We start from the raw sequence: 14,724 nt of genomic DNA, 5'->3' as shown, positions 1-14,724 counted from the left end.
CGCGGCGATACAACCGGATGCTTGGACGCCGGCGACCGCGTCGCCCATTCCGATCCGCAATGGGCGTCATCGGACGTCGCAATGGAACAGCCGCGGGCCGACGTCGCGTTGGAACACGCCATGGACATCTCGGACCTGCGCGCCTTCGTCGCGGTCGTGGAGGAGGGGGGCCTTTCGGCGGCGGCCCGTCGCCTGCATATCAGCCAGCCGTCGCTGTCCCAGACTATCCAGGCCCTCGAGAAGCACCTCGACGTTCGACTGTTGACCCGCAGTAGCGCGGGCGTGGCGCCCACGCCCGCAGGGATGACACTGCTGGGCGAGGCACGGGCGGTGATCGCGCGTTACGACCAAGCGGTCGCCGCGATGGTGAGGCACTCGGCGCAGGTGGGTCGGTCGCTGCGGGTCGGCGTCCCGCTCGAGTTACCGCCGCAACCGCTGTCGGGTGCACTCGCGTCGTTGTCGACGGCGTTCCCTTCGACGGTCGTGGACATCCGTCACCTGTCGACCGCCCAGCAGGTAGAAGCACTGCACGCCGGGGAACTGGACGTGGGATTGGTCCGCGAACGACCGGTCGGTGCGCGTCTCGATGTCTCGATCGTCATTGAGGAACCGCTGGGTGTGCTGCTCGCGGCCGCGGAAGCCGACGCCATGCAAATGGCCGACGGGGCGGTGCGCCTGGACCGATTGGCGGGTCTGCACTGGCTCGGTTTTCCTCGTGCGGGCAGCCCGGCCTGGTACGACGAACTGACCGCCGTCTTACGCGGCCACGGTATCGACGCGGGACCGCCGGCTTCCTACGACCAGGACCTGGTGCCAGAGGTGAAGCTGGCGGCCGTCAGCGCGGGCGGAAAATTCGCGCTTGCACCGGCCGGGCGGCTCGAACCCCTACCGAAGTCGGTGCGCTGGCTTAACCTTGCCGGCCGTCCACTGGTGCGGCGCACCTGGGCGGCATGGGCGGCCGCGTCGAGGCGGCGCGATCTCGCCCACCTCGTTGCCGCCATGGAAAACGGCGCCGACCTACATGTCGGCGATGATCTGTAGGCGCTGCGCGCTGTATTCGGTGTCGGTGATCGCGCCCCTGGCGTGCAGGTCCTCGAGCTGTTTGAGGCGGTCGAACAGCGGCGGCTCGGGCCGCGGGAGCGCGCCCGGGCGAGCGCGGATGCCGCCGGTGCGCGGCGCCGTGCCCCTCCTGGTGGTCCACCCCGCGCCCATGTCGATGAGTCGCAGCGCGAACAGCACGCCGGCGCCGGTGATCGGCAGCCCGAGGTAGAGCATCCACCCCAGCGACACGCCGGCCCGGCTCAGCGCGAAATAACGCGTCAGCAACACCAGCGCGAGCATTCCGCCGGCCAGCAGCACAATCACCTTGCTCTTCATCCGCCATGAACCTCCGTGTCGGTCGCTGCTGGGCGCAGCGGTGGTGTGGCAAGTGCAACCCGGCGGAGCCGCTACCGATCCCAAGGGCGCTCAGCGCGTTCACCGTCCCCGGCGGCGCTTGAAGGATCCTTGGTGACTTCTTGGAGTGTTCTTCGAAACTCCCGCGTCTTCTGCGCGCGCGGCGGCGACTAACTACTCTGGTCAGCATGGGAAACGGGCGGACCGGGACGGCGAGGGCGTTATGCGCCTGCCTGGCCGCACTGGCCCTGACGCCATTCGGTGCCACCGCAACGACGGAGATGACAAAGACCGTTGCGCCGTCCCCGTCCTCATCGATCCACGACAGCGCCCTCGGACTGCCCAGCTCGCCCTGTTTCATCGGCCTGAACTGCGGATGTGTTCAACACTGCCAATCACCGCCACGCCCGCGTCCGCCGGACGTAGCCGGCGATCCACAGCACGCCCCGCCCGCCTCCACACCGCCAAACCCCTAGTCCGGCCGCATCGATTGTCCGCCCCGCGGCGAGAAGCACACTGGAGGAGAATGTGAAGATTCGCCAGGCCCAGCCCGTGGCCGCGGTTTGCGGTGTCTTCGCAGCACTCGTCTTGGCGTTCGGCTGGTCGGACGCCGACATGGTCACCCGGGCCGCCAAGCCCGCGCCGTCGTCGAGCGCGACGCCGGCGCCCCCGCCTGCCCCGGGCGGCGCCCTGCCGGTGCAACCCGCCGGCGGCGGTGGCTGCATCATCGGCCTCAACTGCGGTTGCACGCGCAATTGCCATAAACCCCGCCCCCGTCCGCCGGACCCCGTCGCCGACCCGCAACACGACGCCCCGGCTCCCGTCCCGCAAAACCCCTAGCGGCGCGTCAGCCGGCGGCTTTCCTATCATCGGCTGATGGAGATCGAGTCCTCGCCGGCGTTCACCGACGAGGACTCGGCCCGGTTCCATGCCGCCGGCTTCTGGTCGAACGCGACGTTGTCGGACGCGGTGCGCCGCAACGCAGAACGGGCGCCGGATCGCCTTGCCTATGTCGACCATCCCGGAGCGGCACTGAGCTGGCGCCAATTCGACGCTGCCGCAAGCGCTTTGGCCGACAGGCTGGCCGGCGCGGGGATCGAGCCCGGCGAACGAGTGGCGGTGTGGCACGGCGACTGCGCGGCCCTGCACGTGCTGTTCGTCGCGATCGAGCGGTGCGGGGCCGTCGTCGTCGGCATCGGCGCGCGCGCCGGGGCCCGTGAGGTCGCGGCGATACTGCGCAGCGCCCAGCCGAACATCCTGATCAGCGACCAACAGCGTGGCGCCACCGCGGCGTCCGTCGCCGAGCAGCTTGCGCTGCCCACGCTGACGCTGGGCACGGACGCCGGCGCGCCACGACTCGACGTTCGGGCGACGCCCAGGGCGCTTGCCCCCGAATCCCGACTCGGGCCCGACGATGTCTTCCTCATCAACTCGACATCCGGGACCACCGGCCTGCCAAAGTGCGTGGTACACACCCAGAATCGCTGGTACTACTTCCACCAGAAGGCCGTCGCCAACGGGCTGCTGACGCCGGAAGACGTTTTCCTGCCGGTCATCCCGACGCCGTTCGGCTTCGGGCTATGGACCAGCCACACCACGCCGATCTATCTCGGCGCCACCGCCGCCATCCTGGGGCGGTTCAGCACGGGGGCGACCTGCGAGGCGATAACCCGCCACCGGGTCACCGTATTGTGTTGTGTCAGCACGCAATTGACTATGCTTATGGCCGATCCCGCGACCCGCGACCACGACCTGAGTTCGCTGCGCGTCGTGTTCACCGGCGGCGAGGCGCTGCCTTACCGGCCGGCCGCAGAGTTCGAGGAACTCACCGGCGCCACGATCTTGCAGTTCTATGGCTCCAACGAAACCGGGATGCTGAGCGCCACCACTGTCGACGACACGCGGGAACGCCGGCTGCGCACGAGCGGGCGGATCGTGCCCGAAATGGCGGTCCGGCTCTTCGACGGAGAACGGGACGTGACCGCGACGGGCAAAGGCCAGCCGGCCTGCCGCGGCCCGGCGACCAGTCTGGGCTACCTCGGCGGGAGCGATCACGACACGTTGTTCACCCGCGACGGCTGGATGCGCATGGGTGACATCTGCGAAATCGACGCAGACGGGTATCTGACCGTCACCGGACGAACTTCCGACTTCATCCTTCGTGGCGGGAAGAACATCAGCGCGACGCAGGTCGAGGACGCCGTAGCCACCCACCCGGCGATCGCGGTGGCGGCGGCGGTCGCGATGCCCGACCCGGTGTTCGGCGAAAAGGTATGCCTCTACGCCGAACTCGTCGACTCAGCCACGATCGACCTGGCCGAATTGGTCGAACACCTGCTGGCGCTGGGCGTTTCCAAGGAGTTGTTGCCCGAGCGGCTCATCGTGGTCGACGAGCTTCCCCGGTCGTCGGGCGGGAAGGTTGCCAAAGGCCGGCTCCGCGAGGATATTCGAGCCAGAACGGAGGCCGAAGATGAATGCTCCTAACGCGCGCCGGGGCGGCCTGGAGGTCTGGGCGCCGTCGGTGGTTCCCCCGATCGGGGTCGACTTGTCCGACGAGCAGGCGCTCGCGGTGGCCTTCCGCCACCTGGCCGGCATCGGGTTCGCCGAGAACATGGCCGGACACATCACCTGGCAGCCCGAGGGCCAGACGGAGATGTTGGTCAATCCGTGGGGGCTGTGGTGGCAGGAGATCACGGCGTCCGACATCTGCGTGGTGGACGCCGACGCCCGAGTGCTGCGCGGCCGGTGGGATGTCACTCCGGCGATCCACATCCACACCGAGTTGCACCGTGTCCGCGCCGACGCGCGGGTGGTCATCCACAACCACCCGTACTACGTCTGCGTGCTCGCCGCGCTGGGCCGGCTGCCCGAATTGGTGCACCAGACCGGTTCGCTCTTCCTCGACGACCTGTGCCTGGTGGACACCTACGACGGCGAGATCGACAGCCCGGCCCGCGCGGCCGAGCTCGCTGCCCGCATCGGGGCCGCGAACCTGACCATCCTGGCCAACCACGGCGTCATCGCCACGGGGCGCAACCTGCCCGAAGCGGTCTACCGCGCGGCCTCCATCGAACGGGTCTGCAAGCTGGCCTACGACGTCCTGTTGACCGGCAAGGAGCCGGTGGCCATGAAGTGGTCCGACATGGCGGGCATGCAGCGGTCGCTCGTCGAGCGCGCAGCCGACGTGTACTGGGCGGGCGCGGCGCGGATGACCATCAAGGCCGGCCCCGACGTGCTGACGTGAACCGCGCCGTCGCCGGTGCGTGCACGGCGGCGACACGCCGACAGACGTCGCCCCAACCGCACACTGAAAGCCGCCACCGCACGCTCAAAGCCGCCGCAGCGCAAGGAGATTGATTAGTGAAATCGATAGACGAGCTGGCCGGCGACCTGAACTTCACCACCGCGAAGACCGGCGAACAACGTTCGGTCACATTCCTGCCCGATCCGCCCCGCGCGCCGCGGCGTTACACGGTGATCTCCGTCGACGACCACATCGTCGAACCGCCGGACACCTTCGCCGGGCGGCTGCCGCGCAAGTTCGCCGACCGCGCGCCCAAGGTCGTCGAGACCGACGGCGGGGGACAGACCTGGGTGTACGACGGGCGGGAGCTGCCCAACGTCGGCTTCAACGCCGTCGTCGGCCGGCCCGTGGCCGAGTATGGCTTCGAACCCGTCCGGTTCGACGAAATGCGCAGGGGCGCTTGGGATATCCATGAGCGAGTCAAGGACATGGACCTCAACGGCGTCTACGCGTCGCTCAACTTCCCGTCCTTCCTGCCCGGCTTCGCCGGCCAGCGGCTGCAGCAGGTGACCGACGATCGCGACCTGGCGCTGGCCTCGGTGCGCGCCTGGAACGACTGGCACCTCGAGGTGTGGGCGGGCTCGTATCCCGAACGCATCATCCCGTGCCAATTGCCGTGGCTGCTGGACCCCGACCTCGGCGCGAAGATGATTTACGAAAACGCCGAGCGGGGATTCCACGCCGTCACGTTCAGCGAGAACCCGGCAATGCTGGGGCTGCCGAGCATTCATTCCAAACACTGGGACCCGATGATGGCGGCCTGCGCCGAGACCGACACCGTCGTCAACCTGCACATCGGCTCGTCGGGGTCCTCACCGTCGACCACCGACGACGCGCCACCGGACGTGCAGGGCGTACTGTTCTTCGCCTACGCCATCTCCGCGGCGGTCGACTGGCTGTATTCCGGGCTGCCCAGCAGGTTCCCGAACCTGAAGATCTGTTTGTCGGAAGGCGGCATCGGGTGGGTGGCCGGCCTGCTGGATCGCCTCGACCACATGCTCAGCTATCACGCGATGTATGGCACCTGGGCGGCGCTGGGCGAAAGCCTCACGCCGGCAGAGGTATTCACCCGCAACTTCTGGTTCTGCGCGGTGGAGGACAAATCCTCGTTCGTGCAGCGCGACCGGATCGGCGTGGACAACATCATGATGGAGGCCGACTATCCGCATTGCGACTCCACCTGGCCCCACACCCAGCAGACGATCCACGAGCAAATCGGCGACCTGCCCGCTGATGTGATCCGAAAGTTCATCTGGGAGAACGCCTCTCGCCTGTATCGCCACCCCGTACCCGAACAAGTTCAGCGGAATCCGGACGCGTTCTAACCCAGATCGGCGCCAACGAGCACAATGCGCAAAACCGCGAAATCGCCGGTTGCGTGCGTATTGCGCACAAGCGAGTCATAGCCGCCGCCGCTCCGTAACTTCGAGCACAACGAAGTTAGGAGCCCACCGTGTTCACTCAGCCGGAATTCACAACGGGAACAAACGCATATCGCGCCGCCGCGGTGGCGGCCCCGCAATCGTTGGCCGACAAGCGAAATGGCTATGTCGAGCACACGGTTGTCACCAGCGATGGGGTTGAGCTGGCGGTGCGTGACTACGGTTCGTCGGGTTCCCGCAAGCACACCGTGGTCCTGCTCCACGGTCTCTGCCTGACCCAAGCGAGCTGGGCGCTGCAGACCCGGCACCTGGTGCGCCGGTGGGGCGATAGCGTGCGGATCATCACCTACGACCACCGCGGGCACGGCCACTCGACCGGCGCCGACATGCGCACCTACCGGATCGACCGGCTCGCAGCCGACCTCGCCGAAGTCCTCGTCGCCTTGCGCGTGACCGGCCCTCTCACCCTGGCGGGACATTCGATGGGCGGCATGACGGCGCTGGCGTATCTGGGCCGTCCCCCCGCGCAGCGTCCGGTGGATCCGCAGGCCCTCGTGCTGGTCGCCACCGCCGCTGGCCGGCTCGGGGAGCGGGGACTTGGTCGCTTGCTGGGCACCCGGGCCACCGACGCGCTCTTCGAGGTCGTTCACCACCTGCCGCGACGTGTCATGGACAAGGCGTTCGATGGACTGGTGCGGCCGGTCTGCGCGGGGCTGAGCCGGTTTTCGGGTGCGGATTGGCGCAACGCCGCAGCGCTCACGTTATCCGCGGTTCGCACCACGCCATTGCCGACCGCCGTCGGTTTTCTGCCCAGCCTGAAGCGGTACGACCAGTATCCGGCGCTGGCCTCGATTGCCGCCGACACGATCGTCATCAGCGGCGGTGCCGACATGACCACTCCGGTCGCACACGCCCGCGACATTGCCGAGGCCATCCCGGGTGCCACCCATCTGCACCGGCCCGGCGCCGGTCACATGCTGCTCCAGGAGCACCCAGAGTGCGTCAACGACGCGATCGACCGCGTGCTGGGCACGTCCACCGTGCCGACCCAGGGAGTGGCCAGTTGAAAACCACATACCGGTAAATTACGTTTAGTATGTACTGAACGTTGCGGAGGCGGGAGATCATGTCGCCGGAAGAGGCTGAGTTCGTCGACCGCCTCGGCCTGTTCTTCGAACTGCTCGGTGCCACCCGGACCATGGGCCGGCTGTACGGCTGGCTCTTGATCTGTCATCCGCCGCAGCAGTCCTTGACCCAGCTGGCCGACGCATTATCGGTCAGCAAGGCCTCCATCAGTACCGTCGCCCGGCAGCTCCTGGAGGGCGGCATGGTGGAGCGGCTGCCGAGCCCGAACCGTCAACACCTCTATCGGGTCACGCCGGGCGGGTTCACCAGCGTTCTTCAAACCCAGCTCTCGCTCATGCGGCTGGGCATCGAGCCCGCTGAGTTCGCCCTTTCCGTGCTGGACGAGGACCGTGCGGAACAACGGCAGCGCGTCGAGGATTTCCGCGACTTCTGCGAGTTCTGCACCAACGCCTATCGCGACCAGCTCATGGGGATGTGGACCGAATATCGGGCGGCAAGGAGAAGGCATGAGATCGACTGATAAGGTCGACTTCAAATCCGTGCGGTGGGGCTCGGTGGAATGGACGAACCTCGTCACGCTTTATCTGCGCGCTCACGAAAGCCGTTCGCGCCGGCCTATTTTGGACGATAAAGCGGCGGCGGAAGCGGTGGAGCGGATCGACTACGACTTCAAGCGCATCCACCGGAGTTCGCTGCCGGCGTCGAACCAGTACCTGGTCGCCCTGCGAGCCAAGCAACTCGACGACTGGTGCGCGGATTTCTTGGGGCGCCATCCCCAGGCGGTGGTGCTGCACCTGGGCTGCGGCCTCGACGGCCGGGCCTTCCGCCTTGCCGTGCCGCCGACCGTCTCGTGGTTCGACGTCGACCAGCCCGATGTCATCGAGCTGCGGCGGCGGCTCTACGACGACACCGAGCGCTACCGGATGATCGGCTCGTCGGTGACCGATCCGGGCTGGATGGAGCTGGTACCGACCGGTCGCCCGACGCTGGTCATCGCCGAAGGCCTGCTCATGTATCTGACCGAACACCAGGTCCGCGAGCTGTTGCAGCGTCTGACGGACCGATTCCAAAGCGGCGAAATGCATTTCGACACGCTCTCGGCGCTGGCGCCGTTGCTGTCCAAGCTGTTCACCCGGGGGATCATCAACTGGGGTATCCGCGATGCGCGGGAGCTCGAGTCGTGGAACCCGAGGCTGCGGTTACTCGAGCGGACGTCCACGCTGGCCGGCTACCGGCAGATCGACTCGACGGTGGTGCGGCTGATCTATCAGGTCATGTGGGTGGCGGGCGCCCGCAACTACGACGTGCTGAACCGCTTCGAATTCTCATAAATCGGAAGCCAGCCGCCGCAGAATCTCGGAGGTGGGTTCGGCGGTGGCATTCCGGTAGCCGGTGCCGGCCCACAGGTGCACGTAGTCGGGCTTGCCCGCCGCGGCCGCGGCCTTGCGCAGCGGGCTGGTCAGGTAGTGGATGGCCGGATAGCCCAACGGTGCCTGAGCCTCGTGGGCGTCGATGAACGCATTGCGCAGCCCGCGGGCGGGCCGGCCGGTGAACGCGCGCGTGAGCACCGTCTCGGTGAACGCGGGATCGGTCAGGGCCGCCTGGTGCGTGGCGGAGGCGCCGCTCTCGTCCGCGCGCAGCAGAACCGTCCCGACGGCGGCGGCAGCGGCGCCCGCGCGGATCACCTCGGCAACCGCGGCGGGGGTGGCGAGCCCGCCGGCGGCGATCACCGGGAGCGGCACGGCCGCGACGATCCGTTCGACCAGTTCGGCGATCGGCACCGGTCTCAGCGGCTCCCGCGGCGACAGTGTGCCCGAATGACCGCCGGCGGCCGCCGCCTGCACGGCGAGCATGTCGACGCCGGCGTCGCGCGCCTGCACCGCCTCTTCTGGCGTGGTCACCGTCTGCGCCACGACGCTGCCCGCCTTGCGCAGCGCCGCGATCACCGCGCGCGGCGGGATGCCGAAGGTGAACGACACCATGGGAACCGGGTCGTCGAGCAGCAGCGCGACCTTCTCGTCGAACCTGTCGGTGTCCTCGATCGGCTCCGGGGGCAACGTCAGCCCGAACTGCTCGGCGTCGCGCTGGACGATCGCGGCGTAAGTGCGGTAGCTCGCCGGGTCCACCGGCAGCGGATTGGGCGCAAACAGGTTGATACCGAACGGGATTCCCTCGGCACGAACCTGTTTGACCTCGGCCTCCACGGCCTCCACCGTCTTGTAGCCGGCGGCGAGCATGCCCAGGCCACCCGCGCGGGTCGCGGCCGACACCATTTCGGGGGTGGTCGGACCGCCCGCCATCGGGGCGGCGACCAACGGAATGGACATTTCGAAACCTGCCAGCATGTCAGAGCCCTTCCGGTCTAGCCGTGCGCGGATCGCGCCGCCCTGACAATAACGGCGCGCCCTCGCGGCGGCATTCCGCCCGGGCGCCGGACCTGGCAGGATGCTTCACCGTGAAGAGGCCCAACTTCCTCGTGATCGTGGCGGACGACCTCGGGTTTTCCGATATCGGTGCGTTCGGCGGCGAAATCGAGACGCCGAACCTCGATCGGCTGGCCCACGCGGGAATCCGGCTCACCGACTTCCACTCCGCCCCGGCCTGCTCACCCACCCGGGCGATGCTGCTGACGGGCACGGACCACCACATCGCCGGCATCGGCACCATGCTGGAGGTCGCCGGCCCCGGGTTTCACGGCGCGCCCGGCTACGAGGGCTACCTGAACGACCGGGTGGTGGCGTTGCCGGAACTGCTGCGCGACGCGGGATACCTGACACTGATGTCGGGCAAGTGGCACCTGGGCGCCACGATCGACCGGTCACCCTGGGCGCGGGGTTTCGAGCGCTCGTTCGCGCTGCTGCCGGCCGGGGCGAGCCATTTCGGGGGCGGCGGTGCACGCAGTTTCTCGCCCGTGCCAACGCTTTACACCGAGGACGACCAGTTCGTCAGCGTGGGGGATGACTTCTACTCGTCGGACTTCTACACCGACAAGTTGCTGCAGTATTTCGGCGAACGCGCGCCCGGTGACGACCGGCCGTTCTTCGCGTATCTGCCTTTCCAGGCGCCGCATTGGCCGCTGCAGGCCCCGGACGCATCCATCGCGAAATACCGTGGCCGCTACGACGCCGGACCCGACGCGCTGCGCCAGGAGCGACTGGCCGCGCTCAAGCGGCTGGGCCTGTGCCCGCCGGATGTCGAGGCGCACCCGGTCGTCGCCGACGGGGCCCCCGAGTGGGCCGAGATGACCGATGAACAGCGCGCGGTGTCGGCCCGCAGCATGGAGGTCTACGCCGCGATGGTCGACCGGATGGACTGGAATATCGGCCGGGTGCTCGACTACCTTTCGGACTGCGGCGAACTGGACGACACCGTCGTTATCTTCTTGTCCGACAACGGCGCCGAGGGAGCGATCGTCGAGGCGATGCCATTGGTCGGTGCCCGAATCGTCGCGCAGATCGAAAAGCATTGCGACAACAGCCTGGACAACCTCGGCCGGCCCTCCTCGTTCATCTGGTACGGGCCGCGGTGGGCGCAAGCCGCCACCGCGCCATCGCGTTTGCACAAGGCATTCACCACCGAAGGTGGAATCCGCGTGGTCGGTTTCGTGACCTGGCCGGGGTTTGAGCGGCAGCGCGAGATCGGCACCGCGTTCAGCACCGTCATGGACATCGCCCCGACCGTGCTGGAACTGGCGGGCGCGGCGCACCCCGGCACGTCCTACCGCGGGCGCGAGGTAGCGCCGATGCGCGGCCGTTCCCTGGTGGGCTACCTGTCGCGGGATGGGGAAACCGTTCACGACGCCCAAACCGGCACGGGTTGGGAACTCTTCGGCCGCAGGGCGATTCGTCAGGGAGACTGGAAGGCGCTGCACCTGCCGGCGCCGTACGGGCCGGGCAGCTGGCAGCTCTATGACCTCGCGGCGGACCCCGGCGAAATCCACGACCTGGCCGGTTCGCACCCCGACAAGCTAGCCGAGCTGCTGACGCTGTGGGATCGCTACGTCGAGGAAACCGGGGTGATCCTCGATCCCGTCTCGGTCTTCGACGTCGAGTTGTGATGGCCGTCTGATGGCTGAGACGACGACCTGCGCAATCATCGGTGGCGGCCCGGCCGGCATGGTCCTGGGGCTGCTACTGGCGCGGGCGGGTGTGCAGGTCACGCTGATGGAGAAGCACGGCGACTTCCTGCGTGATTTTCGCGGCGACACGGTCCATCCGACCACCATGCGCCTGCTCGACGAGCTGGGGTTGTGGGAACCTTTCGCGGCCTTGCCTTTCACCGAGGTCCGCACCGCGAAACTGGAGTCCAATGGGCGGTCGGTGACCTACGTCGACTTCGAGCGGCTACGCCAGCCCCATCCCTTTGTCGCGATGGTGCCGCAGTGGGACCTGCTCAATCTGCTGGCCGATGCGGCTCGGGCGGAGCCCAGCTTCTCGCTGCGGATGAACACCGAAGTCACCGGGCTGGTATGGGAGGCCGGCCGGGTCGCCGGAGTGCGCTACCACGGGCCCGACGGCCCGGGCGAATTGCGGGCCGAGTTGACGGTTGCGTGCGATGGCCGGTGGTCGATCGCTCGTCAGGAGGCGGGACTGAAGGCGCGGGAGTTCCCGGTGAAGTTCGACGTGTGGTGGTTTCGATTGCCGCACAAGGAGGACGTCGAATACTCCTTCCTCCCTCGGCTCGGTCCGGGCAAGGGTCTTGCCGTGATCCCACGGGAACGCTACTTCCAGATCGCTTACCTCGGGCCCAAGGGCACCGACGCCCAATTGCGGGCACGCGGCATCGAGGCGTTCCGTCGCGACGTCGAAGAGTTGCTACCCGACATGCCCGAGTCGGTGGCGGCGCTGCAATCCATGGACGACGTCAAACATCTTGACGTGCACGTGAATCGGCTGCGTCGTTGGCACACCAAGGGACTGCTGTGCATCGGTGACGCGGCGCACGCGATGTCGCCACTGGGCGGCGTCGGCATCAACCTGGCGATCCAGGATGCCGTCGCGGCCGCGACCGTGCTGGCCGAACCGCTGCGACGACACCGCGTGGGCGACCGCGAACTCGCCGCCGTGCACCGCCGGCGCGTCTTCCCCACGGTGGTGACGCAATTGGTGCAGCAGGTGCTGCACCGGATGCTGCTCGGGCCGTTGCTGCGCGGGGCTGACCCCACGCCGCCGGCGGCATTCCTCGGCGTGATGCGGCGGCTGCCGTGGCTGTCGATCGTGCCGGCCTACTTCATCGGCGTGGGTGTCCTGCCCGAGCACGCGCCGGCGTTCGCCCGTCGCGGGAACGGACCCGTTAGCTAGGGACCTCGGACAACAACCGCCGTGCCGCCTCGACGCACGGTCGCAGCCGGTCGATCGGGCTGACGCCGTCCAACGCCAACTGCCTTCGCGGCACCTCGAGTTCGATGACGATGTCGGACGGGAGCACGGAGAGGATGTCCCGCAGGGGTAGCTCCCCCTCGCCGGGAACCATGCGCTCAAACATGGCTTCCTCCATGTAATTTCCACCGCGCGGACGCAGCGTGGTGTCGTTGAGTTGGGCATAACCGATGCGAGCCGGGTCGATCGCGGCGACATCGGCGGCGCCCGATCCCGAGCGGATGAGATGCATGGTGTCGATCAGCACGCGAAAGTCGGGCCGCCCCACGTGTTCGACCGCCGCCAGCGCCGTCGGCAGGTCGCCGACGGTCAGCCCCGGTACCGGTTCGACGAGTGTCTGGATGCCGCGGTGGGCGGCGAGCTCCGTCAGCGCGGCGAACTGATCGAAGCTGCGGGCAAGGTCGGGGTCGAGGCTGACCACATTGATCTGGGGAACGCCCAGTTGCGCGAGCACGTCGAGATCCGCGCGGAACGCGGTCATCTCGGCGTCGGGCAGCACGAGGAAGCCGTCACCGAGCGAAATCGCGACGCCCCGGGCATCCATCGCGGCGAGCACGGTCCGTCGCAGGCCGGCGTCGTCCGCCAGGGAGAATCGGGGGTAGCCCAGCGGCACCAGCGGCATCCCCTGCAGCGCGGCGGAGACGAAGCGGCAACCGAGGTCCGCCGCCAAATTCACCAATTCGACTGGGGGAAGCCCGAATACGCTTAGCATGCCGATGCCGAGCCGGTCCATCCCCGGTGTGGTCATGTCACACGGGCTGGCCGGCGAGCTGCGCCAATTGTGCCGCGCCCTCGGCCGTTTGGGTGGTCAGCGCGATGCGGCCCGAAGTGACGGGGTCTTCGATGATCGGCGCCTCCAGCACGAGATTGCCGCGGATGAAGGCCACATGGTCTTGTAGATGCCCGCCGGTGTACGACGCCCACGCGGACGCCGACGGGGGGTCGAGGGTAAGCGTGACGTCGTAAAAGCCCGCCGTCAGCGACTTCGGCGGTTCCACGTGCATCAGCCCGAGCTGCATCGTCTCGGGGCCGAGCGTGTACAGGGTGGTTCGGCCGATATCGCACGCGGTGAAGGCATCCGTCGGCGCCACCGGATGATTCGAGTCGGCGGCCGGGCACTTCTGCGGGCTGGTCGGCTGCGACTTGTTGACCGGGCGGACGGGCAAGGGCGCGATCTTCACGACCGGTGCGGCCGGCGCGCTCGTCGCGGGCACCACGGTGGTTGCGGCGGCCGTGGTCGACGTGGTGGGCCCGGCCGCGTGCCGCGCGGAGTGGCAGCCGCACACCGGCGCTAAGAGCAGCCCGGCGCACATCAGCCAAGCGGCCGGCGCGCCGACCCTCCCGTCACCTCGCCATTGAGTCATTGGACCCATTGTTCCAGTCGAGAGAGGGGCCGCGTTGTTGCGTGTTCGGGGGTGGCACGGCACCCCGCGTCACGCCTTTACGGACACTACAAATATAGAGTAGCGTGTCGCTGCAAGACGATGGACAAACGCCGAAAGCCCAACCCAGGGGAGCGCCGCCGCGACTTGTGCGATGCGGCCATCCAGCTGTTGGCCGAAGACGGGGCCAAGGGACTAAGCCATCTCAAGGTCGACCGCAAGGCCGGCGTCCCCGACGGCACCACGTCGTTCTACTTCCGCACCCGCTCGGCGCTGCTGCGCGCGGTGGCCGAGCGGCTGGCCGCGCTGGACCTCGCCGACCTGCAGTCCGTCGCCGACGACTCCGACGGCAGGGGGGAAAACCCCTCGCCCTCGCGGCTGTCCCAGGTGGTCATCCGATCCGGCAACCAGCCGCAGTTGTTCCGGACCAAGGCGCGTTACGAGCTGACGATGCAGGCGGCGCGCGATCCGTCGCTCGCCGCGATCCTGCAGCGCGCCACGGACGAATTCACCAAGCTGCACCGCGAAATCCTGGTGCAGCTGATGCCGCACGGCGCGGACCTGGACCCCGCCGTCGTCGAGGATCTGAGCAACGTGACGCTGACGTTCATCAACGGCCTGCTGGTGCGGTTCGCCCACGGCGACCGGATCGTCGACACACCCGAGCAACTGGACGGCATCTTGTCGGCCATCGCGGCCGGCATCCTGCACAGTCCGCACCGGGGCAGGCTGACCGACGCCGGCGGGCGTCGTCCCGCCGGCGGGCACCGGGCCACGGCGCTCGGATGAGCACGGCA

At 68.2% G+C, this 14,724-nt stretch carries 15 protein-coding genes; 11 read left to right on the top strand and 4 right to left on the bottom strand.

All coding sequences use genetic code 11. The annotated features are described in order from the left end of the window. Window positions 1-21: 21 nt before the first annotated feature. On the top strand, window positions 22-1,041 hold the full coding sequence (locus ACEL92_RS14280) for a LysR family transcriptional regulator (protein WP_374021397.1): 1,020 nt from the start codon (window positions 22-24) through the stop codon (window positions 1,039-1,041). On the opposite strand, the gene ACEL92_RS14275 is transcribed toward ACEL92_RS14280, so the two are convergent. Further along, on the bottom strand, window positions 1,018-1,377 hold the full coding sequence (locus ACEL92_RS14275) for an SHOCT domain-containing protein (RefSeq protein WP_374021396.1): 360 nt from the start codon (window positions 1,375-1,377) through the stop codon (window positions 1,018-1,020). The two genes, ACEL92_RS14280 and ACEL92_RS14275, sit on opposite strands and share 24 nt — an antisense overlap. A 546-nt stretch (window positions 1,378-1,923) precedes the next feature. Here ACEL92_RS14275 and ACEL92_RS14270 point away from each other — a divergent pair. The 7 genes from ACEL92_RS14270 (at window position 1,924) to ACEL92_RS14240 (ending at window position 8,498) form a co-directional block, all read left to right on the top strand. Beyond that, window positions 1,924-2,235 carry a hypothetical protein gene (locus ACEL92_RS14270; RefSeq protein WP_374021395.1) on the top strand — a complete coding sequence of 104 codons (312 nt, stop codon included), beginning with the start codon at window positions 1,924-1,926 and terminating at the stop codon, window positions 2,233-2,235. Window positions 2,236-2,271: 36 nt separating this feature from the next. Next, complete coding sequence (locus ACEL92_RS14265) at window positions 2,272-3,879, top strand: class I adenylate-forming enzyme family protein (protein ID WP_374021394.1); 1,608 nt, start codon at window positions 2,272-2,274, stop codon at window positions 3,877-3,879. After that, the gene (locus ACEL92_RS14260; RefSeq protein ID WP_374021393.1) at window positions 3,866-4,639 is read left to right on the top strand and encodes a class II aldolase/adducin family protein; all 774 of its coding nucleotides are present in this window, start codon (window positions 3,866-3,868) and stop codon (window positions 4,637-4,639) included. The genes ACEL92_RS14265 and ACEL92_RS14260 overlap by 14 nt, the downstream gene beginning before the upstream one ends. A gap of 116 nt (window positions 4,640-4,755) precedes the next feature. After that, window positions 4,756-6,024 carry an amidohydrolase family protein gene (locus ACEL92_RS14255; RefSeq protein ID WP_374021392.1) on the top strand — a complete coding sequence of 423 codons (1,269 nt, stop codon included), beginning with the start codon at window positions 4,756-4,758 and terminating at the stop codon, window positions 6,022-6,024. 128 nt (window positions 6,025-6,152) lie between these two features. Next, window positions 6,153-7,148, top strand: a complete 996-nt coding sequence (locus ACEL92_RS14250; protein WP_374021391.1) for an alpha/beta fold hydrolase — start codon at window positions 6,153-6,155, stop codon at window positions 7,146-7,148. A gap of 59 nt (window positions 7,149-7,207) precedes the next feature. Then, window positions 7,208-7,687 (top strand): GbsR/MarR family transcriptional regulator, encoded by a 480-nt coding sequence (locus ACEL92_RS14245; protein ID WP_374021390.1) that lies wholly within the window; start codon window positions 7,208-7,210, stop codon window positions 7,685-7,687. After that, window positions 7,674-8,498, top strand: coding sequence for a class I SAM-dependent methyltransferase (locus ACEL92_RS14240; RefSeq protein WP_374021389.1), 825 nt, complete (start codon window positions 7,674-7,676; stop codon window positions 8,496-8,498). The genes ACEL92_RS14245 and ACEL92_RS14240 overlap by 14 nt, the downstream gene beginning before the upstream one ends. Here ACEL92_RS14240 and ACEL92_RS14235 read toward each other — a convergent pair. Then, on the bottom strand, window positions 8,493-9,512 hold the full coding sequence (locus tag ACEL92_RS14235) for an NAD(P)H-dependent flavin oxidoreductase (RefSeq protein ID WP_374021388.1): 1,020 nt from the start codon (window positions 9,510-9,512) through the stop codon (window positions 8,493-8,495). The two genes, ACEL92_RS14240 and ACEL92_RS14235, sit on opposite strands and share 6 nt — an antisense overlap. Before the next feature lie 110 nt (window positions 9,513-9,622). Here ACEL92_RS14235 and ACEL92_RS14230 point away from each other — a divergent pair, with 110 nt between their 5' ends. Continuing rightward, window positions 9,623-11,224 carry an arylsulfatase gene (locus ACEL92_RS14230; protein WP_374021387.1) on the top strand — a complete coding sequence of 534 codons (1,602 nt, stop codon included), beginning with the start codon at window positions 9,623-9,625 and terminating at the stop codon, window positions 11,222-11,224. A gap of 10 nt (window positions 11,225-11,234) precedes the next feature. Next, a complete protein-coding gene (locus ACEL92_RS14225; protein ID WP_374021386.1) occupies window positions 11,235-12,467 on the top strand; it encodes an FAD-dependent oxidoreductase in 1,233 nt (410 codons plus the stop codon). Here the strand turns inward: ACEL92_RS14225 and ACEL92_RS14220 are convergent. Together ACEL92_RS14220 and ACEL92_RS14215 are read right to left on the bottom strand one after the other, a co-directional pair. Beyond that, window positions 12,460-13,293 (bottom strand): sugar phosphate isomerase/epimerase family protein, encoded by an 834-nt coding sequence (locus tag ACEL92_RS14220; RefSeq protein WP_374021385.1) that lies wholly within the window; start codon window positions 13,291-13,293, stop codon window positions 12,460-12,462. The two genes, ACEL92_RS14225 and ACEL92_RS14220, sit on opposite strands and share 8 nt — an antisense overlap. Window position 13,294: 1 nt before the next feature. Further along, window positions 13,295-13,909 (bottom strand): preprotein translocase subunit SecD, encoded by a 615-nt coding sequence (locus tag ACEL92_RS14215; RefSeq protein WP_374021384.1) that lies wholly within the window; start codon window positions 13,907-13,909, stop codon window positions 13,295-13,297. A gap of 120 nt (window positions 13,910-14,029) precedes the next feature. On the opposite strand from ACEL92_RS14215, the gene ACEL92_RS14210 reads away from it, so the two are divergent. Then, the gene (locus ACEL92_RS14210; protein WP_374021383.1) at window positions 14,030-14,716 is read left to right on the top strand and encodes a TetR/AcrR family transcriptional regulator; all 687 of its coding nucleotides are present in this window, start codon (window positions 14,030-14,032) and stop codon (window positions 14,714-14,716) included. Window positions 14,717-14,724: the final 8 nt, after the last annotated feature.

This window comes from Mycobacterium hainanense, from assembly GCF_041890355.1.
GTDB classification, from domain to species: Bacteria; Actinomycetota; Actinomycetes; order Mycobacteriales; family Mycobacteriaceae; genus Mycobacterium; species Mycobacterium hainanense.
The sequence above is the reverse complement of the archived record's forward strand: the minus strand, read 5'-3'. Positions and strand labels throughout refer to the sequence as shown.